Origin of the sequence: Paracoccus everestensis (assembly GCF_021491915.1) — a bacterium.
GTDB classification, from domain to species: domain Bacteria; phylum Pseudomonadota; class Alphaproteobacteria; order Rhodobacterales; family Rhodobacteraceae; genus Paracoccus; species Paracoccus everestensis.
The window spans coordinates 2,645,747-2,670,899 of the sequence record NZ_CP090836.1 but is presented as its reverse complement, the minus strand read 5'-3'; the positions used below and the strand labels follow the sequence as shown (position 1 = coordinate 2,670,899).

At 66.0% G+C, this 25,153-nt stretch carries 24 protein-coding genes; 23 read left to right on the top strand and 1 reads right to left on the bottom strand.

Annotation, left to right across the window (positions count from 1 at the left end):
• The first annotated feature begins 94 nt into the window (after positions 1-94).
• The 7 genes from LZ585_RS13335 to LZ585_RS13305 all read left to right on the top strand — a co-directional run bounded on the left by LZ585_RS13335 (position 95) and on the right by LZ585_RS13305 (position 5,992).
• Positions 95-811: an energy-coupling factor ABC transporter ATP-binding protein gene (locus LZ585_RS13335; protein WP_234854017.1), complete on the top strand. Its 717-nt coding sequence runs from the start codon at positions 95-97 to the stop codon at positions 809-811.
• Positions 786-1,406: a CbiQ family ECF transporter T component gene (locus tag LZ585_RS13330; RefSeq protein WP_234854016.1), complete on the top strand. Its 621-nt coding sequence runs from the start codon at positions 786-788 to the stop codon at positions 1,404-1,406. Before LZ585_RS13335 ends, LZ585_RS13330 begins: the two co-directional genes overlap by 26 nt.
• A gap of 4 nt (positions 1,407-1,410) precedes the next feature.
• Positions 1,411-1,956, top strand: a complete 546-nt coding sequence (locus tag LZ585_RS13325) for a biotin transporter BioY (RefSeq protein ID WP_234854015.1) — start codon at positions 1,411-1,413, stop codon at positions 1,954-1,956.
• A gap of 117 nt (positions 1,957-2,073) precedes the next feature.
• Positions 2,074-3,198, top strand: coding sequence for an extracellular solute-binding protein (locus LZ585_RS13320; RefSeq protein WP_234854014.1), 1,125 nt, complete (start codon positions 2,074-2,076; stop codon positions 3,196-3,198).
• Between the two features lie 55 nt (positions 3,199-3,253).
• Positions 3,254-4,318 carry an ABC transporter ATP-binding protein gene (locus LZ585_RS13315; RefSeq protein WP_234854013.1) on the top strand — a complete coding sequence of 355 codons (1,065 nt, stop codon included), beginning with the start codon at positions 3,254-3,256 and terminating at the stop codon, positions 4,316-4,318.
• A complete protein-coding gene (locus tag LZ585_RS13310) occupies positions 4,311-5,192 on the top strand; it encodes an ABC transporter permease (RefSeq protein ID WP_234854012.1) in 882 nt (293 codons plus the stop codon). The genes LZ585_RS13315 and LZ585_RS13310 overlap by 8 nt, the downstream gene beginning before the upstream one ends.
• On the top strand, positions 5,189-5,992 hold the full coding sequence (locus LZ585_RS13305) for an ABC transporter permease (protein ID WP_234854011.1): 804 nt from the start codon (positions 5,189-5,191) through the stop codon (positions 5,990-5,992). Before LZ585_RS13310 ends, LZ585_RS13305 begins: the two co-directional genes overlap by 4 nt.
• On the opposite strand, the gene LZ585_RS13300 is transcribed toward LZ585_RS13305, so the two are convergent.
• Positions 5,970-6,914 carry a LysR family transcriptional regulator gene (locus LZ585_RS13300; protein WP_234854010.1) on the bottom strand — a complete coding sequence of 315 codons (945 nt, stop codon included), beginning with the start codon at positions 6,912-6,914 and terminating at the stop codon, positions 5,970-5,972. The two genes, LZ585_RS13305 and LZ585_RS13300, sit on opposite strands and share 23 nt — an antisense overlap.
• Positions 6,915-7,033: 119 nt before the next feature.
• On the opposite strand from LZ585_RS13300, the gene chvE (LZ585_RS13295) reads away from it, so the two are divergent.
• The 16 genes from chvE (LZ585_RS13295) to LZ585_RS13220 all read left to right on the top strand — a co-directional run bounded on the left by chvE (LZ585_RS13295) (position 7,034) and on the right by LZ585_RS13220 (position 25,066).
• Complete coding sequence (gene chvE / locus LZ585_RS13295) at positions 7,034-8,089, top strand: multiple monosaccharide ABC transporter substrate-binding protein (RefSeq protein WP_306753929.1); 1,056 nt, start codon at positions 7,034-7,036, stop codon at positions 8,087-8,089.
• Between the two features lie 67 nt (positions 8,090-8,156).
• Positions 8,157-9,218: a multiple monosaccharide ABC transporter substrate-binding protein gene (gene chvE, locus LZ585_RS13290; protein ID WP_315857610.1), complete on the top strand. Its 1,062-nt coding sequence runs from the start codon at positions 8,157-8,159 to the stop codon at positions 9,216-9,218.
• 52 nt (positions 9,219-9,270) lie between these two features.
• Positions 9,271-10,803 (top strand): multiple monosaccharide ABC transporter ATP-binding protein, encoded by a 1,533-nt coding sequence (gene mmsA, locus LZ585_RS13285; protein ID WP_315857653.1) that lies wholly within the window; start codon positions 9,271-9,273, stop codon positions 10,801-10,803.
• Positions 10,800-12,011, top strand: coding sequence for a multiple monosaccharide ABC transporter permease (gene mmsB, locus LZ585_RS13280; protein WP_234854008.1), 1,212 nt, complete (start codon positions 10,800-10,802; stop codon positions 12,009-12,011). Before mmsA ends, mmsB begins: the two co-directional genes overlap by 4 nt.
• A 3-nt stretch (positions 12,012-12,014) precedes the next feature.
• Positions 12,015-13,004: an AraD1 family protein gene (gene araD1, locus LZ585_RS13275; RefSeq protein WP_234854007.1), complete on the top strand. Its 990-nt coding sequence runs from the start codon at positions 12,015-12,017 to the stop codon at positions 13,002-13,004.
• 8 nt (positions 13,005-13,012) lie between these two features.
• Positions 13,013-14,755 carry an L-arabinonate dehydratase gene (araD, locus tag LZ585_RS13270; protein ID WP_234854006.1) on the top strand — a complete coding sequence of 581 codons (1,743 nt, stop codon included), beginning with the start codon at positions 13,013-13,015 and terminating at the stop codon, positions 14,753-14,755.
• The gene (locus tag LZ585_RS13265) at positions 14,755-15,666 is read left to right on the top strand and encodes a Gfo/Idh/MocA family protein (RefSeq protein WP_234854005.1); all 912 of its coding nucleotides are present in this window, start codon (positions 14,755-14,757) and stop codon (positions 15,664-15,666) included. The genes araD and LZ585_RS13265 overlap by 1 nt, the downstream gene beginning before the upstream one ends.
• Positions 15,667-15,676: 10 nt before the next feature.
• On the top strand, positions 15,677-17,191 hold the full coding sequence (locus tag LZ585_RS13260) for an aldehyde dehydrogenase (NADP(+)) (protein ID WP_234854004.1): 1,515 nt from the start codon (positions 15,677-15,679) through the stop codon (positions 17,189-17,191).
• A 58-nt stretch (positions 17,192-17,249) separates the two neighbouring features.
• Entirely contained in the window at positions 17,250-18,209 is a 960-nt protein-coding gene (gene ytfQ / locus LZ585_RS13255; RefSeq protein WP_234854003.1) for a galactofuranose ABC transporter, galactofuranose-binding protein YtfQ, read from the top strand.
• 58 nt (positions 18,210-18,267) lie between these two features.
• Positions 18,268-19,761: a sugar ABC transporter ATP-binding protein gene (locus tag LZ585_RS13250; RefSeq protein ID WP_234854002.1), complete on the top strand. Its 1,494-nt coding sequence runs from the start codon at positions 18,268-18,270 to the stop codon at positions 19,759-19,761.
• The gene (locus LZ585_RS13245; RefSeq protein ID WP_234854001.1) at positions 19,761-20,774 is read left to right on the top strand and encodes an ABC transporter permease; all 1,014 of its coding nucleotides are present in this window, start codon (positions 19,761-19,763) and stop codon (positions 20,772-20,774) included. The genes LZ585_RS13250 and LZ585_RS13245 overlap by 1 nt, the downstream gene beginning before the upstream one ends.
• The gene (gene yjfF / locus LZ585_RS13240) at positions 20,771-21,742 is read left to right on the top strand and encodes a galactofuranose ABC transporter, permease protein YjfF (RefSeq protein WP_234854000.1); all 972 of its coding nucleotides are present in this window, start codon (positions 20,771-20,773) and stop codon (positions 21,740-21,742) included. The genes LZ585_RS13245 and yjfF overlap by 4 nt, the downstream gene beginning before the upstream one ends.
• A gap of 9 nt (positions 21,743-21,751) precedes the next feature.
• A complete protein-coding gene (locus LZ585_RS13235; RefSeq protein WP_234853999.1) occupies positions 21,752-22,594 on the top strand; it encodes an SMP-30/gluconolactonase/LRE family protein in 843 nt (280 codons plus the stop codon).
• Positions 22,595-22,605: 11 nt separating this feature from the next.
• Positions 22,606-23,562 carry an aldose epimerase family protein gene (locus tag LZ585_RS13230; protein ID WP_234853998.1) on the top strand — a complete coding sequence of 319 codons (957 nt, stop codon included), beginning with the start codon at positions 22,606-22,608 and terminating at the stop codon, positions 23,560-23,562.
• Positions 23,559-24,437 carry a 2-dehydro-3-deoxygalactonokinase gene (locus LZ585_RS13225; RefSeq protein ID WP_234853997.1) on the top strand — a complete coding sequence of 293 codons (879 nt, stop codon included), beginning with the start codon at positions 23,559-23,561 and terminating at the stop codon, positions 24,435-24,437. The genes LZ585_RS13230 and LZ585_RS13225 overlap by 4 nt, the downstream gene beginning before the upstream one ends.
• Positions 24,434-25,066, top strand: coding sequence for a 2-dehydro-3-deoxy-6-phosphogalactonate aldolase (locus LZ585_RS13220; protein ID WP_234853996.1), 633 nt, complete (start codon positions 24,434-24,436; stop codon positions 25,064-25,066). Before LZ585_RS13225 ends, LZ585_RS13220 begins: the two co-directional genes overlap by 4 nt.
• The last annotated feature ends 87 nt before the right edge of the window (positions 25,067-25,153 follow it).

The window sequence follows — 25,153 nt, the reverse complement described above, 5'->3', positions numbered from 1 at the left end:
CGGGACGGGGCCGTTGTGGGGCAGATGCAGGCCAAGGCGGCGAAGGGCTGGGCATGGCGGCAGGAACCAACGGACGGCCGGGGACCGGCGGGCGATGAGCGTGGATCTGCGCGACATCGGCGTGACCCTGGCCGGGTGCCCTGTCCTGAGTGGCATCTCGGCCTGCGTGACCGAGGCGCGGGTGGGTATCGTCGGGCGCAACGGCTCGGGCAAGACCACGCTGGCGCGCGTGATTGCCGGGCTGATTACGCCGGATGCGGGAACCGCCCGGATCGGCGGCATCGACATGGCGCAGGATCGCCGGACTGCACTGAAAACCGTCGGAATCATTTTCCAGAATCCAGATCACCAGATCATCTTTCCAACCGTGATCGAGGAACTTGCTTTTGGCCTGGCCCAGCAAGGCCTGCCCCAACGTCAGGCCGAAGCTGCCGCACAGGCCATGCTAGAGCGTTTTGGCAAGGCACATTGGGCCGATGCCGCCACCCACAGCTTGTCGCAGGGGCAAAAGCAATTGTTGTGCCTGATGTCGGTGTTGGCGATGCAGCCCCGTGTGATCGTCATGGACGAGCCGTTCTCGGGCTTGGATATCCCGACGCGGCTGCAACTGATGCGCTATCTGGACGGGATCGCCGCGCAGGTGGTGATGGTCACGCATGATCCCGCCCAGGTGCGCGGCTTTGACCGTATCCTGTGGCTGGAAGAAGGCCGCCTGGTTGCCGATGGCCCGCCCGCGACTGTGCTTCCCGCCTTCGAAGGCCGGATGGTGGAATGGGGGGCCCTTGATGATCTCTCTCACCTCGCCGGCTAGAACCTGGGCGCATCGCATCCCGGCGGGGGTCAAGCTGCTGGCGCTGTCCGGCCTGACCATGGCCCTGTTCCTGCTGGACGCTGCGGGGCTGGCCCTGGCCATGCTGGCGGTTGTGATCCTGTATCTGACAGGTGGCACGGGTTTTGCCGCACAGGGCGCGCGCCATCTGCGGATGCTGTGGCCGTTTCTGCTGCTGATCGCCGTGTGGCATGGCGCAACCGGGCAGGTCCAGGCGGGCCTTGCCATCGCCCTGCGCCTGCTGGCCGCGCTGGCGCTGGCGAATTTCGTGACCATGACCACGCGTTTGACCGATATGATCGCCGTTTTGACCTGGCTGCTGACGCCCTTGCGCCGCCTTGGCCTGTCCACCCGTGCAGTGGAACTGGCCATTGCCATGGTGTTGCGCTTTACCCCCATGCTGGTGGAAAACGGCCAAAGGCTGGCGATGTCCTGGCGTGCGCGGTCGCGCAGAAAGCCGGGCTGGCGCATCGTGATGCCGATGGCCGCCTTGGCGCTGGACGACGCCGATCATGTCGCCGAAGCTTTGCGCGCGCGGGGCGGGATTCTGCCCGATACAGGCCCGGGGAGGGGCTGAAACAATGGAACGCAACATGACCCGGATCGCGCTGTTCGCCGCGCTGATCGCAGCCTTGGGGCTGATTCCCAGCCTGACGCTCGCCTTTGGCGTGCCGATCACGGCGCAAAGCATGGGGGTCATGCTGGCTGGTGCGATCCTGGGCGCGAAACGCGGCGCGTTGGCCGTGCTGTTGTTCATGGCGCTAGTGGCGCTGGGCCTGCCGCTGCTGGCGGGCGGGCGCGGGGGGCTGGGGGCCTTCGTCGCGCCGACATCCGGGTTCTTCCTGGGCTGGCCGGTCGCGGCCTTCGTGACCGGGCTGATCGTCGAACGCTGGCGCGGCGCACCGCTGGCGGTGACGGTCGCCATTGCGTCGGTCATCGGGGGGATCGTGGTGATGTATGCCTTTGGCATCGTGGGAATGTCGATCACCCTGGGCAAGACCTTGGCGGAATGCGCGGCCTTGGTCACGGCCTTTGTTCCGGGCGACATGATCAAGGCAGTGCTGGCCGGGTTGATCACCCAGGGACTGGCTCGGTCGCGCCCTGCCAGCCTGTTGTCGCGTCAATAGGGCCGCGCGGATTTTTTTGTGCAAGATCATACAAGTCTTTGACCTGTCACGCGGCAGGGCTATGCTTTGCGGCGATTGACCGGCGCCCCGGGGGGCTGCCATATCGGGGGACCACACATGAGCAGACTTGATCGCCGCGGGCTTTTGAAGGGCGCGGCTGCAACCGCGGGACTGACGCTGGCCGCGCCGTGGATCGCGCGGCCGGGACTGGCGCAAGGCGCGGGCACGCTGAACATCTTTGCCTGGGCAGGCTATCTGAACGACGAGATCCTGGGCGCCTTTGAAAAGGCAACCGGAATCAAGCCGAACTATACGGGCTATGGCACCAATGACGAACTGCTGAACCAATTGCGCGCCAACAATGGCGGAGGCTTCGATCTGATCTGGCCGACCGTGGACCGGGTGCCGAACTATGTCGAGTATGGCCTGGTCCAGCCGCTGGACGAATCAAGGATCGAGGTCGCAAAGGTTCTGCCCTCGGCTTGGGAAAACTCGACCAACCTGGGCGCGGTCGTGGACGGCAAGCGCTATCAGGTGCCCACCGACTGGGGGACCGAGGCGGTGGCCTTCGACCGCGACCAGATGCCGCTGGAATACGGCAGCGCCTCCTATGGCGACATCTGGGGAGAGGCTGCGGCGGGCAAGGCCACCGTGCGCGCCCATTCGGCCCTGGTGGGCCTGGGCCTTTGGCTGGAGGCCGAGGGCAAGCTGCCCCGCCCGTTGCTGGACGCCTTCAAGACACCCGAAGCGCAGACCGAGATCTTTGACGTGATCCTGGCCGAGGCGGTCGCGCGCAAGGGCAACATCATCCAGTTCTGGAACAACGAGAACGAAGCCCAGGGCGCCTTCCGCGTGAACGGCGCGGCCATTGGCCAGACCTGGGACTCGACGGCCGCCGCCCTGGCCAAGGAAGGGATGCCGGTGGGCTTTGTCGCGCCCAAGGAAGGCGCGCTGGCCTGGATGGAGGGGCTGTCGATCCCTGCGGGCGCTGCGAACCTGGATGCGGCCTATGCCTTCATCAACTGGTTCCTGACACCCGAGGCGGGGGCGATGTACACCAACGCGACCTCGATCAACTCGACCGCCGTGGGATCCGCCGATCTGTTGTCGGATCAGGCCAAGGCCTTCTTCGCCGCCGCTTATCCCGGCGATGCGCTGGACAAGCTGTGGTGGTGGCCGATCCAGGAAAGCTGGTATGTGACAAAGCGCAACGAATACCAGGACCGCTTCCTGTCGGCGTGACGAAAGATCGGGACAGGGGGTTGCCCCTGTCCCCAACCAGCAAATCGGGGGATGGATGTCGCATTCGGTAGAGCTTGACGGGATCGGGATGACTTTCGGGTCAACGCGCGCAGTCAGCGACGTGTCCTTCCAGGTTCAGGCGGGCGAGTTCTTTTCGATCCTGGGGCCGTCGGGCTGCGGCAAGACCACCATCCTGCGCATGATCGCCGGATTCCTGGAACCCACCGAAGGGCGCGTGCTGATCGGCGGGCGCGATATGCGGGGCCTTGGACCCAACCAGCGGCCGACCGCGATGATCTTCCAGTCCCTGGCGCTGTTTCCGCTGATGCCGGTCTGGGAAAACATCGCCTTCGGGTTGGAGGCGCGCGGTGTCGGCAAGGCTGAACGCCGCAAGTGCGCCGACGAGTTGCTGCGCCTGATCGCGCTGGAGGGATACGGCGACCGGATGCCGGGCGAATTGTCGGGCGGGCAGCGTCAGCGTGTCGCCATTGCCCGCGCGCTGGCGGTTGAACCGGGCGTGCTGCTGCTGGATGAACCGCTGTCCGCCCTGGATTTGAAGCTGCGCCAGCATATGCGGGCGGAACTGCGCAGCTTGCAGAAACGCACGGGCGTCACCTTCATCTATATCACCCATGACCAGTCCGAGGCGCTGGCCATGTCCGACCGTGTGGCGGTGATGAGCAACGGTTTGCTGCAACAGGTCGCCACCCCGCGCCAGCTTTACGACAACCCGGCCACGCCCTTTGTCGCCCGCTTCGTGGGGGAAACCAACGCCATCGCGGGCCGGGTCAGCGCCATTGGCGAGGGCATGGCGCGTGTCGATACCGCCTTGGGTCCGCTGCACGGGCGGGCTGACCGGGGCCTTGCCATCGGCCAGGCCGCAACCCTTTATGTCCGGCCCGAGGCGCTGATCCCCGGCGCCGGCGCCAACACATTGCGCGCCCGGGTAGGCCGCATGGATTTCGAGGGCGCCTTTGCCCTTGTCCACGGCCAGTTTTCCGATGGCGCGGCCTTAACGGCGGCGGTGCCGTCCACGCGGCTGGGGGACGCGCCCGCGCCGGGGACCGATGCCAGCTTTTCATTCGCCCCGGAACACGCCGTGGTCCTGGCCGATGCGTGATCTTTACGCGCGCTTCGGCGGGGGTCTGGCGACGATCTTCCTGTCGCTGGTGATGATCTGGCTGGCGGCGATGGTGCTGGCGCCGAACCTGATGATGATCGACTATGCCTTGCGCCCGAACCTGCCGCCTGCGCAGCAAGGCGGGCCGCAGGATGTCCGGTCGCTGGACAATTTCCTGTACCTCGCCAACGAGGGCGTGCATCGCGCCATCTTCTTCAAGACCATCTGGGCCAGTGCCCTGGTGGCCCTGGTGACGTTGGTCGTCTGCTATCCGGTGGCCTTCTGGATGGCGCAGCGCGCCACCGTGGGGCAATTGTCCATCGCACTGATGCTGGTCATCATCCCGTTCTTCATCAACGAGGTGTTGCGGACGCTGGCCTGGTTCATCCTGCTGGCCTATCGCGGGCCGCTGAACGCGGTCTTGCAGGGGATCGGGCTGATCGACGCGCCCATCCGCTGGCAGGGGAACGGCGGCGTGCTGGCGGGGATGGTTTACGCCTATATCCTGTTCATGCTGCTGCCGATATATAACGCCGTAGAATCATTGGACAAATCGCAACTGGAGGCCGCGCGGGATCTGGGCGCCTCGACGGTGCGGACCCATCGCCGCGTGGTCATTCCCCATGCCAAGGCGGGGATCGCCACGGGCTGCGTCTTCACCTTCATGCTGGCGGCCGGATCCTATGTCGCGCCCGCGCTGCTGGGCAGCCCCGGCAGCCGCTGGTTCACCGAGATCATCTACAACTGGTTCTTCGAGGGCGGCGACTGGAACCGGGGCGCGGCCTATGCGCTGACGCTGCTGGTCCTGTGCCTGGCGGTCGTTCTGGTCACGCTGCGGCTGTTCCGTGTCAATCTGACGGATGTGGCGAAATGACGGCGGACCGGATCTTTCGCGGGCTGTTCGTCCTGTATCTGCTGGCCTTCGTGCTTTACCTGTTCGCGCCGCTGGTCATCATGGGCGTTGCGGCCTTCAACGAAAGCCGCTTTCCCACGGTGATCCCTTGGCAGGGCACGACGCTGGACTGGTTTTCCGCGATGTGGGCCGATGCCGCGATGTGGAGGGCGTTGTGGACATCGGCCATCGTGGCGGTGCTGGTGGTGGCCGTGGCGTTGCCGGTGGGGACGGCGGCGGCGCTTGTGCTGACCACGCTGCACTCGCGGGCGCGCAGCGTGGCCTATGCGGTGATGGTGTCGCCCCTGCTGACGCCGGGGGTGGTGATCGGGATTTCCACCCTGATCCTGTGGCGGCAGGTGGGCGTGGGCGGCGGCATCGCCCTGATCGTGGTGGCGCAGACGACCTTCATCATCTGCTATGTCATGCTGATGGTGATGGCGCGCCTGCAACGCTTTGACCGCACGCAGGAAGAAGCAGCCCTGGGCCTGGGGGCCTCGCGGGTGATGGTGTTCCGCCGGGTGCTGCTGCCCTTCCTGCGACCTGCGCTGCTGGCGTCGGGCGGGCTGGCAATCCTGCAATCGGTGGAAAACTACAACACCACCCTGTTCGTGCGCGGCTTTGAAACGCCCCTGACCGTGTTCATCGCCACAAAGGTCCGCACCGGCCTGACCCCCGCCGTCAATGCCCTGGCGCTGATCATCATCGCCGTCACGATCATCGGTGCCGTCGCCTGGGAAATTGCGCGGCGCAGGCAGGTCACAGCCCGGCCGCGTTCCTGATCGGGCTGCGCGACATCTGCGCCACCGCATCGCGCAACCGCTTGGCCAGGGGCGACAAGGGACGGCGCTTGAGATCCAGCAGGAAATAGGGCGACACCCGGATCGGCTGGGGCGTCGGTATGATCGTGAACCCGGCCTTGACCGGCGGCTGGATCAGCAGTTCCGCGACCTCTTGCGAGGCGGGCGTGATCGCATCCGTCTGCGCCAGATAGGCGATGGTCAGCAAAAGCGAGGGGCTGTTGACGATGTTGTCGGGTTCCGACAGCCCGACGCTGGCGAAGGCCGCTAAGGTCGCTTCCCGGATCGGGGAACCGCGCTGCTGCATGATCCATTCCTGTCCCACCAGTTCGGTCAGCGTGACCAGCCGCGCACGGGCCAGGGGATGATCGGCCCGCGCCATCAATGCCACCTTTTCATCCGACATCGGCAGGATGTTGAAGCTGTCGCTGTCGAATTCCGGCAGGATCCGGCCTAGGACGAAATCCATTTCCCCCGCGCCAAGCTGCATCAGCAGATCGCGCGACGGCATCACGTCCACGGTGATATCGGCGCCAGGGCTTTCTTCCTTGATCTGGCGGATCGCGCGGACAAGATAGCTGACCGCCGGTCCCGTCACCGCCCCCACCCGCACCGACCCGGCATAACCGCCCCGCAGGGCGCGCACGTCGGCCTCGATGCTGGCCATTTCGCGCAGGATAACGCGGGCGCGGCGCAGCACGGTGGTGCCGATCTCGGTCGGCTCCATCCCCTTGGGCTGGCGGATGAACAAGGGCGCGCCGATCCGGCGTTCGGCCTCGGCCAGCATCCGGGATGCGGCGGGCTGGGTCATGGCCAGCGATTCCGCGGCCATCTGCAACTGGCTGTGCAGGGCGATTTCATGGATCAGGCGCAATTGCGCAGGCTTCAACGCGTGGAATGACATATCAATTCAGCTATGTGGATGTGCTGTTTTCTCATTTTACCGTTATGACAGACCTGCGCTAGAACTTTCTGACCTATGGAGGATGCGCAGCCAACGATGCCGCGCAAGGGAGGATACAGATGAAGTTCAGAACCGCTGCGGTCGCGCTGGCGATCGGGGTATCTTGGCTTGCCACCGGCGCCATGGCCGAAACCATCGGCATCGCCATGCCGACGAAATCCTCGGCCCGCTGGATCGACGACGGCAACAACATGGTCAAGCAGTTGCAGGAAGCGGGCTATGACACCGATCTGCAATATGCCGAGGATGACATCCCGAACCAGTTGGCCCAGGTCGAGAACATGATCACCAAGGGCGTGAACGTTCTGGTGATCGCGGCCATCGACGGCACCACCCTGTCGAACGCGCTGGAAAACGCCGCCGCCGCCGACATCAAGGTCATCGCCTATGACCGGCTGATCCGCGGGTCGGAACACGTGGACTATTACGCGACCTTTGACAACTTCAAGGTGGGCGTCCAGCAGGCGACCACGCTGGTCGATGGCCTGAAGGAACGCTTCCCCGACGTGAAGCCCTGGAATGTCGAACTGTTCGGCGGCAGCCCCGACGACAACAACGCCTTCTTCTTCTATGACGGCGCGATGTCGGTGTTGCAGCCGCTGATCGACGACGGGTCCATCGTGATCGGGTCGGGCCAGACGGGCATGGAAACCGTGGGCACGCTGCGCTGGGATCCGGCGGTCGCGCAGTCGCGGATGGATAACCTCCTGTCCTCGAACTATGGCGACAAGCAGGTTCATGGCGTGCTGTCGCCCTATGACGGGCTGTCCATCGGCATCCTGTCCTCGCTCAAGGGCGTGGGCTATGGGTCGGGCGATATGCAGATGCCCATCGTCACCGGCCAGGACGCCGAGGTGCAGTCGGTGAAATCCATCGAGGCAGGCGAGCAGTATTCGACCATTTTCAAGGACACCCGCGAGCTGGCCAAGGTCACGGTGGGCATGGTGGACGCCGTCCTGAAGGGGACCGAGCCGCAGATCAACGACACCGAAACCTATGACAACGGCGTCAAGGTCGTCCCGTCCTATCTGCTGGAGCCTCTGCCGGTGACAAAGGACAACTGGAAGGACGTGCTGGTCGGGTCCGGCTATTACACCGAAGACCAGTTGAAGTGATGCTTGCGGGGCGCGCGGGCCAAAGGGTTCCGCCCCCCGGTCACCGGCACCTTGGGAGGGGATGCGAATGACGAAGCTGAGACAGATGCTGACCGTTGCCGCGATGGCGCTGGCGGTCCCGCTGGCTGCGGTGGCGGCCGACGAAAAGGTGGGCATCTCGATGCCCGAAAAGATCACCGCGCGCTGGGTTGCGGACGGTGAGAACATGGTCAAGCAGTTTCAGGAGGCCGGGTATCAGACCGACCTCCAATACGCCAATGACGACATCCCGGCGCAGTTGAGCCAGATCGAGAACATGATCACCACGGGCTCGAAGGTGCTGGTCATCGCGGCACTGGACGGCACCACGCTGTCGAACGCGTTGGAAAGCGCCAAGGCGGCGGACATCAAGGTCATCGCCTATGACCGGCTGATCCGCGACACGCCGAATGTCGATTATTACGCCACATTCGACAACTTCAAGGTCGGTGTCCAGCAGGGCACCTCTCTCGTGGAAGGCCTGAAAGAGCGTTTCCCGGACCAGAAGCCCTGGAACGTCGAGCTGTTCGGCGGCAGCCCGGACGACAACAACGCCTATTTCTTCTATGACGGCGCCATGAGCGTGCTGCAGCCGCTGATCGACAGCGGAGATGTCGTCATTCCCTCGGGGCAGATGGGTCTCGACAAGGTCGGCACGCTGCGTTGGGACGCGGCCACGGCGCAGTCGCGGATGGACAACATCCTGTCCGCAAATTACGGCGACAAGGAGGTTCATGGCGTGCTGTCGGCAAATGACGGGCTGGCGCGCGGGATCATCTCGTCCGTCAAGGGCGTGGGCTACGGCTCGGGCGACACGAAGATGCCGATCATCACCGGCCAGGACGCGGAGATCCCCGGCATCAAGGCAATCATCGACGGCGAACAGTATTCGACGGTCTTCAAGGATACGCGCGAGCTTGCCAAGGTCACGGTCGGCATGGCCAACGCCATGCTGGAAGGCAAGGAACCCGAGGTGAACGACACCGAGACCTATGACAATGGCGTCAAGGTCGTGCCGTCCTTCCTGCTGGAGCCTGTCGCGGTCACGGCGGCGAACTGGAAAGAGGTTCTGGTCGATTCGGGCTATTACACCGAAGACCAGTTGAAATAAGCCCCGGCGGTCCCGGCTCGCGCCGGGACCGCTCCACGATGGGAGCAACATGATGACGGCCATCCTTGAGATGCAGGACATCACCAAGACGTTTCCCGGCGTCAAGGCGCTGAGCAATGTGAACCTGTCCGTGCGCGAAGGCGAGATCCACGCCATCTGCGGCGAAAACGGCGCGGGAAAATCGACGCTGATGAAGGTGCTGTCGGGTGTTTATCCCCATGGCAGCTATGACGGCGAGATCCTGTATGACGGCAAGCCCACGCGGTTTCGCGACATCCGCGACAGCGAACACGCGGGCATCGTCATCATCCACCAGGAACTGGCCCTGGTGCCGCTGCTGTCGGTGGCTGAGAACCTGTTTCTGGGCAACGAGGTCGCGACCGGCGGCGTGATCAACTGGCCGCTGGCCTATCAGAAGACCGGGGAACTGCTGCGCAAGGTCGGCCTGACCGAGGCGCCGACCACCAAGGTCGAAAAGCTGGGCGTCGGCAAGCAGCAGCTGGTGGAAATCGCCAAGGCGCTTGCCAAGAACGTGCGCCTGCTGATCCTGGACGAACCGACCGCCGCGTTGCAGGAAAACGACAGCCAGAAGCTGCTGGACCTGATGCTGGAACTGAAGGCGCAGGGTGTCACCCAGATCCTCATCAGCCACAAGCTGAACGAAATCCGCCGCGTCGCCGACCGCGTGACGGTGATCCGCGACGGATCGACGGTCTCTACGCTCGACCGCAGCGAGATCAACGAGGACCGCATCATCCGCGACATGGTGGGGCGCGACATGGCCCACCGTTATCCTGACCGCACGCCGAAGATCGGCGAAATGCTGATGGAGGTGCGCAACTGGTCCGTCATGCATCCCGACCAGCCTCGCCAGGTGATCCGCGACGTGTCCATGTCGGTGCGCAAGGGCGAGATCGTGGGCATCGCAGGACTGATGGGATCGGGGCGCACGGAATTCGCCATGAGCCTGTTCGGCCGCAGCTATGGCCGCGACATCAAGGGCGAGGTGACGCTGGCAGGTGCCAAGCCCGATCTGTCAACGGTGTCGAAAGCCATCGACGCGGGCCTGGCCTATGTGACCGAGGATCGCAAGGCCCTGGGCCTGATCCTGGACGAGCCGATCCTGCGCAACATATCCCTGGCGAACCTGGAAGGTATCTCCAAGGGGGCGGTCCTGTCGCGCGGGCGCGAACAGCAGGTGGCCGAGAAATACCGCAAGGCGATGAACATCCGCACGCCCAGCGTCTTCCAGCGGGTTGTGAACCTGTCGGGCGGCAACCAGCAGAAGGTGGTGCTGTCCAAGTGGCTGTTCACCGATCCCAAAGTGCTGATCCTGGACGAACCCACGCGCGGCATCGACGTGGGCGCCAAGTTCGAAATCTACAACATCATGAACGAGCTTGCGGCCCAGGGCCACGGCGTCGTCATGATCAGTTCGGAAATGCCCGAGCTTCTGGGCATGTGCGACCGCATTTATGTGATGAACGAGGGCCGGATCGCCGGTGAACTGGCCCAGGCCGAGGCCAGCCAGGAACGGATCATGGCCCTGATCCTGCAAGACGGAATGAAGGGGGAGGCCGCATGAGCACTGCCGAGACGGACAAACCCGCAAGGGCAAAGACAGGCATCGGCGCCCATCTGGGCAGCCACCTGCGCGAAAACGGGATGATGCTGGCCCTGGTGGCCATTGTCCTGTTCTTCTTCATCATGGTGCGCGCGACCCAGGGCGTCGATTTCCTGTCCGCGCAGAACATCACCAACCTGTTCCTGCAGAACTCCTATGTCATCATCATGGCGCTTGGGATGCTGCTGGTGATCGTGGCGGGTCATATCGACCTGTCGGTGGGGTCGGTGGCGGCCTTCACCGGGGCGGTGGCGTCCATGCTGCTGGTCAAGATGCAGTTGCCGGTGCTGATGGTGATCCCCATGGTGCTGGTCGTGGGCGGCCTGATCGGAGCGGCCCAGGGATACTGGATCGCCTATTGGCGCATCCCGTCCTTCATCGTGACGCTGGCGGGGATGCTGGTGTTTCGCGGCCTGACCTTGTGGCTGCTGGGCGGCCAGAACATCGGCCCGTTCGAGCGGTCCTTCCAGTCGCTGTCCACCGGCTTCATTCCCGACCTGTTCGGCCCGGACAAGCCCAACTTCACGGCGCTGGTCCTGGTGGGCCTTGCCGCCGCCGCCATCGTCTGGGCGGGTGTCCGGGGCCGGGCGCGCGAAGCCGAATTCGGTATCGCGCCCGAACCTGCGGGCTTTTTCTGGGCGCGCAACGCAGTCGTGGTGATCGCGCTGCTGTTCGTGGGCTGGAAGCTTGCCAGCTTCCGGGGCCTGCCCAATGTGCTGCTGATCATGTCGGTGCTGATCGTTCTGTATGCCTTCTTCACCGAAAGCACGACCACCGGGCGGCGCATCTATGCCCTGGGCGGGAACGAGAAGGCGGCGAAGCTGTCGGGCATCAAGACCGAACGGCTGGTCTTCTTCACCTTCGTCAACATGGGCGTGCTGGCGTCCCTGGCCGGGATGATCGTCACGGCGCGCCTGAACAGCGCCACCCCCAAGGCGGGCGTGGGCTTCGAACTGGACGTGATCGCGGCGGTGTTCATCGGCGGGGCGTCGATGACGGGCGGGTCGGGGCGCATCATCGGCGTCGTGGTCGGCGCGCTGATCATGGGCGTGATGAACAACGGGATGTCGATCATGGGCATCGGCATCGACTATCAGCAGGTGATCAAGGGGCTGGTGCTTTTAGCCGCCGTGATCTTCGACGTTTACAACAAGAACAAGCAAGGCTGAGCCATGTTTCTGTCGCAACTGAAAAGCCCCGGCGGCGACCGGGCTGTCGCCGCACGGACGGACGACCGCGCGTGGATCGTGCCGGGTGCCACTTCCACCCGCGATCTGGCCTGGGCCGCCATTGCCGCAGGCCGGGGATTGGAAGTCGAGGTTCTGGCGCGGGGTCAGGGCGAGGCCGTCGATCTGGCAGCCGCCCTGGCTGACGGCCGGGTGCTGCTGCCGCTGGATCACGACGACACGGCGCATCTGCACCTGACCGGCACCGGGCTGACGCATCTGGGCAGCGCGGCGACGCGCAATTCCATGCACGCGAAATCGGATGCGGAATCCCTGACCGACAGCATGAAGATGTTCCGCATGGGCCTGGAAGGCGGCAAGCCGCAAGGCGGGGCGGCCGGCGTGCAGCCCGAATGGTTCTACAAGGGCAATGGCGTGAACGCGGTCGTGCCCGGCGCGGCCCTTGTCTCGCCCGGCTTTGCCCTGGACGCGGGAGAGGAGCCGGAAGTCGCGGGCCTTTACCTGATCGGCCCGGACGGCACGCCCTTTCGCCTGGGCTTTGCGCTTGCGAACGAATTTTCCGATCATGTGACCGAACGCGGCAATTACCTGTGGCTGGCCCATTCCAAGCTGCGCCCGGCAAGCTATGGCCCCGAGATGCTGCTGGGCGACCTGCCCCAGCACGTCGAAGGCACCAGCCGCATCCTGCGGGACGGCCGCGCGATCTGGGAAAAGCCGTTTCTGTCAGGCGAGGCGAACATGAGCCACAGCCTTGCGAACCTGGAACATCATCATTTCAAATACGCACTTTTTCGCCAGCCCGGCGACGTGCACGTGCATTTCTTCGGCACCGCCACGCTGTCCTTTGCCGATGGCGTCAAGGCGCAGGCGGGCGATGTCTTCCAGATTGAATGCCCGGCCTTCGGGCTGCCCCTCTCGAACCCGCTGGACCAGCAGCAGACCGGCGAGACCCCCATCGCCGTCGCCACACTTTGAGGCCGAAAATGACCTTTACACCCGCCCCCTGGCCCCGCCAGCTTCGTTCCCAGCATTGGTATGGCGGCACCTCGCGCGACACGATCTATCATCGCGGGTGGATGAAGAACCAGGGCTGGCCCCATGACCTGTTCGACGGGCGCCCCGTGATCGGCATCCTGAACACCTGGGCCGACCTGACGCCTTGCAACGGCCATCTGCGCGAACTGGCCGAAAAGGTGAAGGCGGGCGTCTGGGAAGCTGGCGGCTTTCCGGTCGAGGTGCCGGTCTTTTCGGCATCGGAAAACACCTTCCGCCCGACGGCGATGATGTTCCGCAACCTTGCCGCATTGGCGGTCGAGGAAACCATCCGCGGCCAGCCCATGGACGGCGCGGTCCTGCTGGTGGGCTGCGACAAGACCACGCCGTCGCTGCTGATGGGGGCCGCGTCCTGCGACATCCCGTCCATTGTCGTCACCGGCGGGCCGATGCTGAACGGCTATTTCCGGGGCGAACGGGTTGGGTCCGGCACGCATCTGTGGAAGTTCTCGGAAGCCGTGAAGGCCGGTGAGATGACGCAAGAGGAGTTCCTGGAGGCCGAGGCGTCGATGTCCCGATCCTCGGGCACCTGCAACACCATGGGCACGGCCTCGACGATGGCATCCATGGCCGAGGCGCTTGGCATGGCACTGTCGGGCAATGCCGCAATCCCGGCGGTGGATTCGCGCCGCCGCGTCATGGCGCAGCTTTCGGGCCGCCGGATCGTGCAGATGGTCAAGGACGACCTGAAGCCCAGCGACATCCTGACCCGCCAAGCCTTCGAAAACGCCATCCGCACCAACGGCGCCATTGGCGGATCCACCAATGCCGTCATCCACTTGCTGGCCATGGCGGGCCGAGTGGGCGTCGATGTGACGCTGGACGACTGGGACCGCTGCGGCCGCGACGTGGCGACCATCGTGAACCTGATGCCGTCCGGCCAATACCTGATGGAGGAGTTCTTCTATGCCGGCGGCCTGCCGGTGGTGCTGAAGCGCCTGGGCGAATCCGGGCTGCTGCACAAGGATGCCCTGACCGTCAGCGGTGCCTCGATCTGGGACGAGGTCAAGGATGTCGTCAACTGGAACGAGGATGTGATCCTGCCCGCCGACCGCCCGCTGATGGCCCAGGGCGGCATCGCGGTGCTTCGCGGCAACCTCGCGCCCAAGGGCGCGGTGCTCAAGCCCTCCGCCGCCAGTCCGCATCTTCTGGTCCATCGCGGCCGCGCGGTCGTGTTCGATGACATCGACGACTACAAGGCCCGGATCGAGGACGAGGCGCTGGATATCGACGAAACCTGCGTGATGGTGATGAAGAACTGCGGTCCCAAGGGCTATCCCGGCATGGCCGAGGTGGGCAACATGGGCCTGCCGCCCAAGGTGCTGCGCAAGGGCATCACCGACATGGTGCGCATTTCCGACGCGCGCATGTCGGGTACGGCCTATGGCACCGTGGTCCTGCACACCAGTCCCGAGGCTGCGGCGGGCGGCCCCCTGGCCGTGGTCCGCGACGGCGACATGATCGAACTGGACGTGCCGAACCGCCGCCTGCACCTGGATATCCCGGACGAGGAACTGGCCGCGCGCCTTGCCGCGTGGCGCCCCAGCCATGACCTGCCGGCCAGCGGCTATGCCTGGCTGCACCAAGCCCATGTCGAAGGGGCGGATACCGGCGCGGATCTGGACTTTCTGAAAGGCTGCCGGGGCAATGCGGTCGGGAAGGACAGCCACTGATGAAGATCGCGCTTGTCGGCATCGGAAAGATCGCCCTGGACCAGCACGTCCCTGCGCTGAACGCCAGCCCGGACTGGGAACTGGCCGCCACCGTCAGCCGCCGTGGCACGGTCGAGGGTGTCGAGGCCTTTGCCGACATCGGTGCCATGCTGGACGCGCGCCCCGACATTCCGGTCGTCAGCCTGTGCCTGCCCCCCGTGCCGCGCTTCGAGGCGGCCCAGGCCGTGCTGCGCGCGGGCCGTCACCTGATGCTGGAAAAGCCCCCCGGCGCCACCCTGGCCGAGGTTCATGCGCTATGCGATCTGGCAGACCGGCAGGGCGTCACGATCTTTGCCACCTGGCATTCGCGCATGGCGATGGCCGTGGCCGCAGGGCGTGACTGGCTTGCCGGGAAAACGATCGGAGGGGGCCGCATCACCTGGCGCGAAGATGTGCGCAAATGGCATCCCGGCCAGGACTGGATTTTCGAGCCCGGCGGCATGGGCGTCTTTGATCCCGGCATCAACGCCCTGTCGATCCTGACGGAAATCCTGCCCCAGCCCCTGCGCCTGCTGTCCGCCGACCTGGATTTCCCGGCCAACCGGCAGGCCCCCATCGCCGCGCGCCTGACATTCAGCCAGGGGATCAGCGCTGATTTCGATTTCCGCCAGGAAGGCCCGCAAACCTGGGACATGGAATTTGAGACAGACGCCGGGCAGCTTGCCCTGCGGATGGGCGGAAACCGGCTGGAGGTCGATGGGCGGCACATCCAGGGCGCCGATGACATCATGGGCGAATATCCCGCGCTCTATGCACAGATGGCAAAGCTGGTTGCCGCAGGAAAATCCGACACGGACCTTGCACCCATGGTGCTTGTGGCCGATGCCTTCACCCTCGGGCGGCGCAACATCGCCGCGGACTTCAATTTCTGAGGATACAGCAATGACCTTCACCCCCCACGGCAAACATCTGATCGCAGGCGAATGGCTGACGGGCGAGGGGACGTTCCAGTCCTCGCCCGCTCATGGCACGGCGCATGACTTCAGCACCGGCACGGTCGATCTGGTCAACCGCGCCTGCGAGGCCGCCGAGGATGCCTTTGCCGCCTATGCCGCCACCAGCCGCGAAGACCGGGCACGGTTCCTCGAAGCCATTGCCGACGGGATCGAGGCGCGGGCCGAGGCGATCACCGCCATCGGCACGGCGGAAACTGGCCTGCCCGAGGCGCGGCTGCAAGGCGAACGCGGGCGCACCACGGGCCAGTTGCGGCTGTTCGCGGACCATATCCGCAAGGGCGATTACCTGGACCGCCGCGTTGACACGGCGCTGCCCGACCGCCAGCCCCTGCCGCGTCCCGACCTGCGGCTGATGCAGCGGCCCATCGGCCCGGTCGCGGTATTCGGCGCCTCGAACTTCCCGCTGGCCTTCTCGACCGCCGGGGGCGACACCGCATCTGCGCTTGCCGCAGGCTGCCCGGTCGTCGTCAAGGGCCACCCCGCCCATCCCGGCACCGGAGAGATCGTGGCCGAGGCGATCCATGCCGCCATCCAGTCCACCGGAATGCCCGCGGGCGTCTTCAGCTTCATCCACGGCGACAGCCATGCGGTTGGTGCCGCGCTTGTGCAGCACCCGCTGATCAAGGCCGTGGGCTTCACCGGCAGCCTGCGCGGCGGCCGGGCGCTGTTCGACCTCTGCGCCGCCCGCCACGAGCCGATCCCCTTCTTCGGCGAACTGGGCAGCATCAACCCGGGCTTCGTCCTACCCCACGCGCTTGCTGCACGCGGCGCCAAGCTGGCCGAGGGCTGGTCGGGCAGCCTGACCATGGGCGCGGGGCAGTTCTGCACCAATCCCGGCCTGATCGTGATGCCCAAGGGCGTGCTGGCCGATGCCTTCGCCAAGGCGGCAGGCGACGCGCTGTCCAAGGTCGGGCCGCAGGTCATGCTGTCGGACGGCATCGCCGAAGCCTATCGCACCGGCGCCAACCGCGCCGCGGGCGTGGCCACCCCCATCTTCGAGGCACAGGCCGAGGGCCGCAACGCGCTGCCCTCGATCTACAAGACCTCGGCCGAGGAGTTCCTGCACGACCATACCCTGGCCGAGGAGGTCTTCGGCCCCCTGGGCGTGATCGTCACCGTTTCGGGCGAGGATCAGATGCTGGACGTGGCCGAGGCCATGGAAGGGCAACTGACCGCGACACTGCATCTGGACGACGGCGACATGGACATGGCGCGTCGCCTGATGCCGGTCCTGGAACGCAAGGCAGGCCGGATCCTGGCGAACGGCTGGCCAACCGGGGTCGAGGTCGCGGACGCCATGGTTCACGGCGGTCCCTATCCGGCATCGACCAATTTCGGCGCGACCAGCGTGGGGACCATGGCGATCCGCCGTTTCCTGCGTCCGGTCAGCTATCAGAACATCCCCGAGGCCCTGTTGCCCGAGGATTTGCGGGGCCTTTAGGCCCCGCACCATTCGTCCGGCGGGGGCCGGCGCAGTTAAAATAAAGGGAGGAATATCAATGACCATCAAGACCCTGCTCGGCACCGCCGCGCTTGTGGCCGTGACCGCCACCGGCGCCCTTGCCGAGGGCGAGACGGTCGGCTTTTCGCAGATCGGATCGGAATCGGGCTGGCGTGCGGCGGAAACCACGCTGACCAAGCAGCAGGCCGAAGAACGCGGCATCCAGCTGCAATTCTCGGATGCGCAGCAAAAGCAGGAAAACCAGATCGCCGCGATCCGGTCCTTCGTCGCGCAAGGCGTGGACGCGATCCTGCTGGCTCCGGTCGTGGCGACCGGCTGGGATTCGGTCCTGCAGGAAGCCAAGGAAGCTGAGATCCCCGTCGTCCTGCTGGACCGGCAGGTTGACAGCGCCGATGACCTGTACCTGACCTCGGTCGGGTCGAACCTGGTCCATGAAGGCGAGGTCGCGGGCGAGTGGCTGGCCAATGAGGTCGGCGACCGCGAATGCCGCATCGTCGAATTGCAGGGCACGACCGGATCCAGCCCCGCCATCGACCGCAAGACCGGCTTCGAGAACGCGATCAAGGATCATGCCAACCTGACCATCGTGCGCAGCCAGACCGGCGATTTCACGCGCGCCCTGGGCAAGGAGGTGATGGAAAGCTTCATCCAGGCCGAAAACGGCGGCAAGGACATCTGCGCGCTTTATGCCCATAACGACGACATGGCGGTGGGCGCGATCCAGGCCATCAAGGAGGCCGGGTTGAAGCCGGGCAGCGACATCCTGGTCGTCTCCATTGACGCCGTGCCCGACATCTTCAAGGCCATGGCCGACGGAGAGGCGAATGCCACGGTGGAACTGACGCCCAACATGGCCGGCCCTGCCTTTGACGCGCTTGCGGCCTACTGGAAGGACGGCACCATGCCGCCGAAGTTCATCCAGACGGAATCCAAGCTGTTCACGCAAGCTGACGATCCGGCGGGCGAATACGAGCGCCGCAAGGGCCTGGGCTATTGACCGCCCTTGCCGGGCCGCGCGCAAGCGGCCCGGCATCCATGACGAAGGGGAAGGCGTCATGCTGCTGTCCATCCGGTCTCTGACCAAGACATTTCCGGGAACGCGCGCGCTTGACGCGGTCGATTTCGACCTGCGCGCAGGCGAGGTTCACGCCCTGCTGGGCGAAAACGGCGCGGGAAAATCCACGCTGATCAAGTGCCTCACCGGTGCCTATCGCCGCGACGAAGGCACCATCAGGCTGGACGATGCGCCCATCGATCCGCGTTCCACGGCCCATGCGCAGGAACTGGGCATCGGCACGGTCTATCAAGAGGTCAACCTGCTGCCGAACCTGACGGTGGCGCAGAACCTGATCTTCGGGCGCGAGCCGCGCCGGTTCGGGTTGATAAACACCCGCGCAATGCGGGCCGAGGCACGGGCGATGCTGGCCGAATACGGGCTGTCGCTGGACGTGGACCGCGACCTTGGCACCTATTCCGTGGCCATCCAGCAGATCATCGCCATCGCTCGCGCGGTGGCGCTGTCGGGCAAGGTGCTGATCCTGGACGAGCCGACCGCATCGCTGGACGCGGCCGAGGTGCGGATGGTCTTTGACGTGGTGCGGTCCTTGCGCGAACGGGGCCTTGGCATCGTCTTCGTGTCGCATTTCCTGGATCAGGTGTTCGACCTGACCGACCGGGTGACGGTGCTGCGCAACGGGCGCAAGATCGTGACGGCCGACACCGCCAGCCTGGACCGCGTCCGCCTGATCGAACATATGCTGGGCCGGGAACTGGAAGCCGCGACGAGCCATCAGTCGTTGTCGCGCGGTCCCCGTCCGCCGATGCTGGATTTTCGCGGCATCGGCCGCCGCGGCACCGTCGAGCCGTTCGACCTGGCTGTTGGGCAGGGCGAGGTCGTGGGCCTTGCCGGCCTGTTGGGGTCGGGGCGAACCGAATCCGCCGAACTGCTGTTCGGCCTGCGCAACGCCCATTCCGGCGAAGCGCGCGATCAGCAGGGTCCGCTGGACCTGCGCAGCCCGCGCAGCGCCATCGCGGCAGGCTTCGGCTTCGTCCCCGAGGAACGCAAGACCGACGGCATCGTGGCCGATCTCTCGGTGCGCGAGAACATCATCCTGGGCCTCCAGGCCCGTCGCGGCTGGGTGCGGCCCATTCCCCGCACCGACCAGAATCGCCTGGCCGACGATTACATCAAGCGGCTGGACATCCGCACGGCGGGCCGGGACAAGCGCGTCGGCGACCTGTCGGGGGGAAACCAGCAAAAGGTCGTGCTGGCCCGCTGGCTGGCGATGAACCCGCGCTTCCTGATCCTGGACGAGCCGACGCGCGGCATTGACGTGGGCGCGCACGCGGAAATCGTGCGGCTGATCCACGAGTTGGTGGAGCAGGGCATGTCGCTGCTGGTGATCAGCAGCGAGATCGACGAACTGATCGCCGTCTCCGACCGCGTGATCGTGCTGCGCGACCGCCGCCATGTCGCCCAACTGACGGGGGACCAGATCGCGCCGAACCGTATCATGGGGGCCATCGCCGCCACCGAGAGGGCCGCGTGATGGAAATCCTGAAGCGCCTTGCCCCGCAACTGATCGCGCTTGCCGCTCTGGTCGCTGTGGTGACGGCCTTTTATCCGGCCTTCCTGAATATCGCCATGAACGACGGCCGGCTGGTCGGTCCTGTCATCGACGTGCTGAAGCGATCCGCGCCCGTGGCGCTGCTTGCGGTGGGCATGACGCTGGTCATCGCCACGCGCGGCATCGACCTGTCGGTGGGCACGATCATGGCGATCTGCGGCGCGGTCGCCGCCGCGGCCGTGGCGGCGGGCTGGGGCCTGCCCGCCGCGCTGATCCTGGCGCTTGGCGCGGGTGCGCTTGCGGGACTGTGGAACGGCGCGCTTGTGGCCATTGTCGGCATCCAGCCCTTTGTGGCCACGCTGATCCTGATGACCATGGGGCGCGGCGTGGCGCAACTGATCACCGAGGGTCGGATCCTCACCTTCACCGATCCCGGCTTTGCCTGGATCGGGTCGGGCGCGGTGGGGGGGCTGGCCGTGCCCACCTGGATCTGGATCGCCACCGCCATTGCCGCCGCCCTGCTGATGCGCCGCACCGCGCTTGGCCTGCTGGTGGAAGCCATCGGCATCAATCGCCGCGCCAGCACGCTGGCAGGCGTCAACGCCACCGTGCTGCTGATCGCGGTCTATGTGGGGTCCGGCCTGTGCGCCGCCCTGGCGGGGCTGATCGTGACCGCCGACATCCGCGGAGCGGATGCCAACAACGCGGGCCTTTGGCTGGAACTGGACGCGATCCTGGCCGTCGTGATCGGCGGCAATTCCTTGCTGGGCGGGCGGTTTTCCATTGCGGCGTCGGTGATCGGGGCGCTGATCATCACCACGATCAGCATCGGCATCCGCCTGATCGGCTTTCCGTCGGAATACAACCTGATCATCAAGGCCGGGCTGGTGCTGGTGATCCTGATCCTGCAATCGCCGCGCATCAGCGCCGAATGGCGGTTGTGGCGCGACAGCCACCGCGCGCAACGCGAAGCCCAGTTGCAGAGGCCCACATGAACATCCGCGCGCTGCCGCTTTATGTCACCATCGGCATCTTCCTGCTGGCCTATGCGGTCTTCTGGCTGGAATTCCCGAACATCCTGTCCACACGGGTGGTGGGCAACCTTTTGACCGACAACGCCTATCTGGGCATCGTCGCGGTCGGCATGACGCTGGTGATCCTGTCGGGGGGCATCGACCTGTCGGTGGGGTCGGTGATCGCGTTCTCGGGGGTGTTCATCGCCGTGATGCTGCGCGACACGGGGCTGCACCCGCTGGCGGTCTTTGCACTGCTGCTGGTGCTGACCACCGCCTTTGGGGCGGGCATGGGATTCCTGATCGACCGTCTGGCGATGCCCGCCTTCATCGTCACGCTGGCGGGAATGTTCCTGGCGCGGGGCGCGGCCTATATCCTGTCCATCGATTCCGTCCCCATCCAGCATCCCTTCTATCAGGCGCTGCAAGGGGCCTATTGGCTGATGCCGGGCAAGGGGCGGCTGACGCTGATCGGGGTGCTGATGGTCCTGACCTTCGTGCTTGGCATGATCGTCGCCCACAAGACCCGCTTCGGCGCATCCGTCTATGCCCTGGGCGGGGGCGAGGCCGCGGCCCGGCTGATGGGCGTGCGACAGGGCCGCACGACGGTGCTGGTCTATGCCTTTTCGGGCGCGATGGCGGGGCTGTCGGGGATCGTCTTTTCCATCTACACCGGGTCGGGCTATTCGCTGGCGACGGTGGGGACGGAACTGACGGCCATCGCCGCCGTGGTGATCGGCGGCACGCTGCTGACGGGGGGCGCGGGCTATATGTTCGGCACCTTCGTGGGCGTGCTGACCATGGGGCTGATCCAGACCTATATCGTCTTTGACGGCAGCCTGTCGTCCTGGTGGACCAAGATCGTCATCGGCATCCTGTTGCTGGCCTTCATCCTGCTGCAAAAGGGCCTGCTGAAACTGTCGCAGATGCGGCTTTCCCGGGCAGCATAGAAGGGGGACATGATGATCCACGACAACCGCCAATGCCAACTGGGCGAGGGGGCGTTCTGGCACCCCGAGCGCCGGCAGTTCTTCTGGTTCGACATCCTGGGCAAGCGGCTGTTGTCGCAGGACGGCGGCCAGCCCTTGGAGTGGCGCTTCGACCGCATGGCCTCGGCGGCGGGATGGATCGACCGCGACCGGCTGCTGGTCGCGACCGAGACCGGGCTGGCGATCCTGACACTGGCCGATGGATCGCTGGCCGATGTGGCCGCGGTCGAGGCTGACAACGCCGCCACCCGGTCCAACGACGGCCGCGCCGACCGGCAGGGCGGGTTCTGGTTCAGCACCATGGGTCGGAACGGCGAGCCTGGCTTGGGCGCCATCTATCGGTATCACCGGGGGGAGGTCCGCAAGCTGCTGGATCCCATCACCATCCCGAACTCGATCTGCTTTTCGCCCGATGGGGGGACGGTGCATTATTCTGACACGGATCGTGGCATCGTCTGGCGGCAGGGGCTGGATACGGACGGCTGGCCGGTGGGCGAGCGTCAGGTTTACCTGGATCTGTCCGCTGCGGGCTGGTCCCCCGACGGCGCGGTGATCGACGCCAGCGGCGGGTTCTGCTGCGCGATCTGGGGGCAGGGGGCGGTCATGCGGTTCGATGCCGACAGCCAGCGGACCCATGAATGGAAGGTCGGCGGCCAGCATTCCTCCTGCCCGGCCTTTGGCGGGCCTGACCTGACGCAATTGTTGGTCACGACCGCCCTGGACGGGATCGACAATCCAGACGAGGCGCAGGGCACGACCTGGCTGCTGGACAGCGGCTTGGCCGGGTTGCCCGAACCCCGGGTGATCCTGTGACGGTATGGACCTTGCCTGACGGACGCCGCGTGGACCGGCTGACGCTGCGCGGCGGCGGGCTGACCGCGCAGTTGCTGACGCTGGGTGCGACCGTGCAGGATCTGCGGATGGACGGCGTGGACCATCCGCTGGTCCTGGGCTGTCCCGATCCGGCGGATTACCTGGGGGACGGGCTTTACATGGGCGCCATCGTGGGCCGCTTTGCCAACCGCATCGGCGGGGCGCGGTTCATGCTGGACGGCCGGGAACACCGCACCGATCCGAACTTCAAGGATCGCCACACGCTGCATGGCGGGTCGCGCGGCACGTTCTGGCACCTGTGGACGGTCGAGGATGCGCGCGACGACAGCGCCACCCTGTCCCTGGTGCTGCCCGATGGGGACATGGGCTTTCCCGGCACCATGACCATCCGCGCGAACATCGCCCTGCGGGACGGCGCGCTGATCTTCGATCTGAGCGCCGAAACCGACGCCGCCACGCCCTGCAACCTGGCGCATCACGGCTACTTCAACCTCGACGGCGGGGGCGATGTGCGCAACCACCGGCTGCGCGTCGCGGCAGACCGCTATCTGCCCGTCGACGACGACCTGATCCCGCTGCCGGGCACAGCGCCCGTCCAGGGCACGCGCTTCGATTTCCGGCAGGCCCGAGAGATCGTGCCGGGGGAATACGACCACAACTTCTGCCTGTCCAAGGGTCCCGCCGCGCCGCGCGTGGTGGCGGACCTGACCGGGCAAAGCGGCATCCGGATGCAGATCGAGACGGACCAGCCGGGATTGCAGGTCTATGACGGTGTGCATTTCGGCGGGCTTCCGGGGCTGGACGGCCGCAGCTATGACCGTTTCGCGGGCGTCGCCCTGGAAACGCAGGGCTGGCCCGACGCGCCGAACCGCCCCGACTATCCGGATGCGATCCTGCGGCCCGGCCAGGTTTATCGCCACCACGCGGCCTACCGGTTCAGCCGATGACGGCGCTGATCGGCATCGACTGGGGCACCACCTCGTTCCGCGCCTGGCGGATGGGCGCGGGTGGCGAGGTGCTGGACAGCGTGGGCGACGGTCCGGGCATTCTTGCCGCGGCCGGTTTGCCAGGCGGGTTCCGCCAGGCCGTGCAGGACCGGATCGGCAGTTGGCTGGGAACAGCTCCGGTCATCGCGTCGGGGATGATCACCAGCCGCAACGGTTGGGTCGAGACGCCCTATCTGCCGCTGCCCCTTGATGCTGCGGCCCTGGCCGCGAACCTGACCCTGCACGAGGACGTCCACTTCGTGACCGGCGCGGTCAGCGACCCCGACGGTCCCGCCCCCGACGTGATGCGCGGCGAGGAAACCGAGATCATCGGCCATCTGGCGGGCGGAGGGGGCGACGGCCTGTTCGTCCTGCCCGGCACGCACAGCAAATGGGCCTGGGCGCAAGGCGGCAGGCTGGTGGCCTTCCGCACCGTGATGACCGGAGAGGTCTTTGCCGCCCTGCGCGATCACACCATCCTGGGCCGCCTGATCCAGCCCGGCACGGGCAGCGAGGATGCCTTTCGGCGCGGAGTCCAGGCTGGGCGGCAGGACGGCGCACTGCTGGGCCGCATCTTCGCGGCCCGGACGCTGGCGCTGATGGACCGGCTGGCCCCGGATGACATCGCCGACTATCTGTCGGGCCTGCTGATCGGGGACGAGGTCGCGCAAGGAACGCGGGAAGCAGGCGGCCCGGTCACGATCATCGGGCGCGGCGATCTGGCTGCGCGTTACCAGATGGCCTTCCAGATGATGGGTCTTGCAGCAAGGATCGCCCCGCCGGGCATGGCGCGGCGGGGACTGTGGGAAATCGCCCGGATGGGGGGACTGACATGACCGACCTTGACACCGCCTTTGCCGCGAACCCGCTGATCGCGATCCTGCGCGGGCTGAAGCCTGCCGACGCCGCGGATACCGCCGCCGCCCTGACCGGCGCGGGTTTCACGATCCTTGAGGTGCCGCTGAATTCGCCCGACCCTCTGGACAGCATCAGACGCATGGTCACGGTGGCCCCGGATGCGATCGTCGGCGCGGGCACGGTGCTGACCCAGGATCAGGTGGGCCGGGTCGCCGATGCGGGCGGGCGGATCATCATCGCCCCGAACTTCGACCCTCGTGTCGCGGCCGAGGCGCGGCGCCTGTCCCTGGCCTATTGCCCCGGTGTCGGCACCGTCAGCGAAGCCTTTGCCGCCCTCGAAGCAGGAGCGGCCGCGCTCAAGCTGTTCCCGGCGGAAATGATTCCCCCTGCCGCTGTCCGGGCCATGCGCGCGGTGCTGCCGCGCGAAACCCGGCTGTTGCCGGTGGGCGGCATCGACCCGTCAACCATGGCGGGCTATGTCCGGGCGGGGGCGAACGGGTTTGGACTGGGATCGGCGCTTTACAAGCCAGGTCAGGATGCGGCGGCCACCGGCCGGCGGGCGCAGGATTTCATGGCCGCATGGCAGGCCTTGGGCGACCTGACTTAAGTTAACTGCCGGACCCGGCCGGGAACATTGCCGGGGCGCGCGCGTTTCAAGCCAAGCGCCGCAGGGGAAGGCGTGTCATACAATCCG

Excerpts from the sequence above, each read along its gene's own strand:
- LZ585_RS13335 (WP_234854017.1), top strand. The coding sequence starts at position 95 with ATGAGCGTGGATCTGCGCGACATCGGCGTGACCCTGGCCGGGTGCCCT.
- LZ585_RS13330 (WP_234854016.1), top strand. The coding sequence starts at position 786 with ATGATCTCTCTCACCTCGCCGGCTAGAACCTGGGCGCATCGCATCCCG.
- LZ585_RS13325 (WP_234854015.1), top strand. The coding sequence starts at position 1,411 with ATGGAACGCAACATGACCCGGATCGCGCTGTTCGCCGCGCTGATCGCA.
- LZ585_RS13320 (WP_234854014.1), top strand. The coding sequence starts at position 2,074 with ATGAGCAGACTTGATCGCCGCGGGCTTTTGAAGGGCGCGGCTGCAACC.
- LZ585_RS13315 (WP_234854013.1), top strand. The coding sequence starts at position 3,254 with ATGTCGCATTCGGTAGAGCTTGACGGGATCGGGATGACTTTCGGGTCA.
- LZ585_RS13310 (WP_234854012.1), top strand. The coding sequence starts at position 4,311 with ATGCGTGATCTTTACGCGCGCTTCGGCGGGGGTCTGGCGACGATCTTC.
- LZ585_RS13305 (WP_234854011.1), top strand. The coding sequence starts at position 5,189 with ATGACGGCGGACCGGATCTTTCGCGGGCTGTTCGTCCTGTATCTGCTG.
- LZ585_RS13300 (WP_234854010.1), bottom strand. The coding sequence starts at position 6,914 with ATGTCATTCCACGCGTTGAAGCCTGCGCAATTGCGCCTGATCCATGAA.
- chvE (WP_306753929.1), top strand. The coding sequence starts at position 7,034 with ATGAAGTTCAGAACCGCTGCGGTCGCGCTGGCGATCGGGGTATCTTGG.
- chvE (WP_315857610.1), top strand. The coding sequence starts at position 8,157 with ATGACGAAGCTGAGACAGATGCTGACCGTTGCCGCGATGGCGCTGGCG.
- mmsA (WP_315857653.1), top strand. The coding sequence starts at position 9,271 with ATGACGGCCATCCTTGAGATGCAGGACATCACCAAGACGTTTCCCGGC.
- mmsB (WP_234854008.1), top strand. The coding sequence starts at position 10,800 with ATGAGCACTGCCGAGACGGACAAACCCGCAAGGGCAAAGACAGGCATC.
- araD1 (WP_234854007.1), top strand. The coding sequence starts at position 12,015 with ATGTTTCTGTCGCAACTGAAAAGCCCCGGCGGCGACCGGGCTGTCGCC.
- araD (WP_234854006.1), top strand. The coding sequence starts at position 13,013 with ATGACCTTTACACCCGCCCCCTGGCCCCGCCAGCTTCGTTCCCAGCAT.
- LZ585_RS13265 (WP_234854005.1), top strand. The coding sequence starts at position 14,755 with ATGAAGATCGCGCTTGTCGGCATCGGAAAGATCGCCCTGGACCAGCAC.
- LZ585_RS13260 (WP_234854004.1), top strand. The coding sequence starts at position 15,677 with ATGACCTTCACCCCCCACGGCAAACATCTGATCGCAGGCGAATGGCTG.
- ytfQ (WP_234854003.1), top strand. The coding sequence starts at position 17,250 with ATGACCATCAAGACCCTGCTCGGCACCGCCGCGCTTGTGGCCGTGACC.
- LZ585_RS13250 (WP_234854002.1), top strand. The coding sequence starts at position 18,268 with ATGCTGCTGTCCATCCGGTCTCTGACCAAGACATTTCCGGGAACGCGC.
- LZ585_RS13245 (WP_234854001.1), top strand. The coding sequence starts at position 19,761 with ATGGAAATCCTGAAGCGCCTTGCCCCGCAACTGATCGCGCTTGCCGCT.
- yjfF (WP_234854000.1), top strand. The coding sequence starts at position 20,771 with ATGAACATCCGCGCGCTGCCGCTTTATGTCACCATCGGCATCTTCCTG.
- LZ585_RS13235 (WP_234853999.1), top strand. The coding sequence starts at position 21,752 with ATGATGATCCACGACAACCGCCAATGCCAACTGGGCGAGGGGGCGTTC.
- LZ585_RS13225 (WP_234853997.1), top strand. The coding sequence starts at position 23,559 with ATGACGGCGCTGATCGGCATCGACTGGGGCACCACCTCGTTCCGCGCC.
- LZ585_RS13220 (WP_234853996.1), top strand. The coding sequence starts at position 24,434 with ATGACCGACCTTGACACCGCCTTTGCCGCGAACCCGCTGATCGCGATC.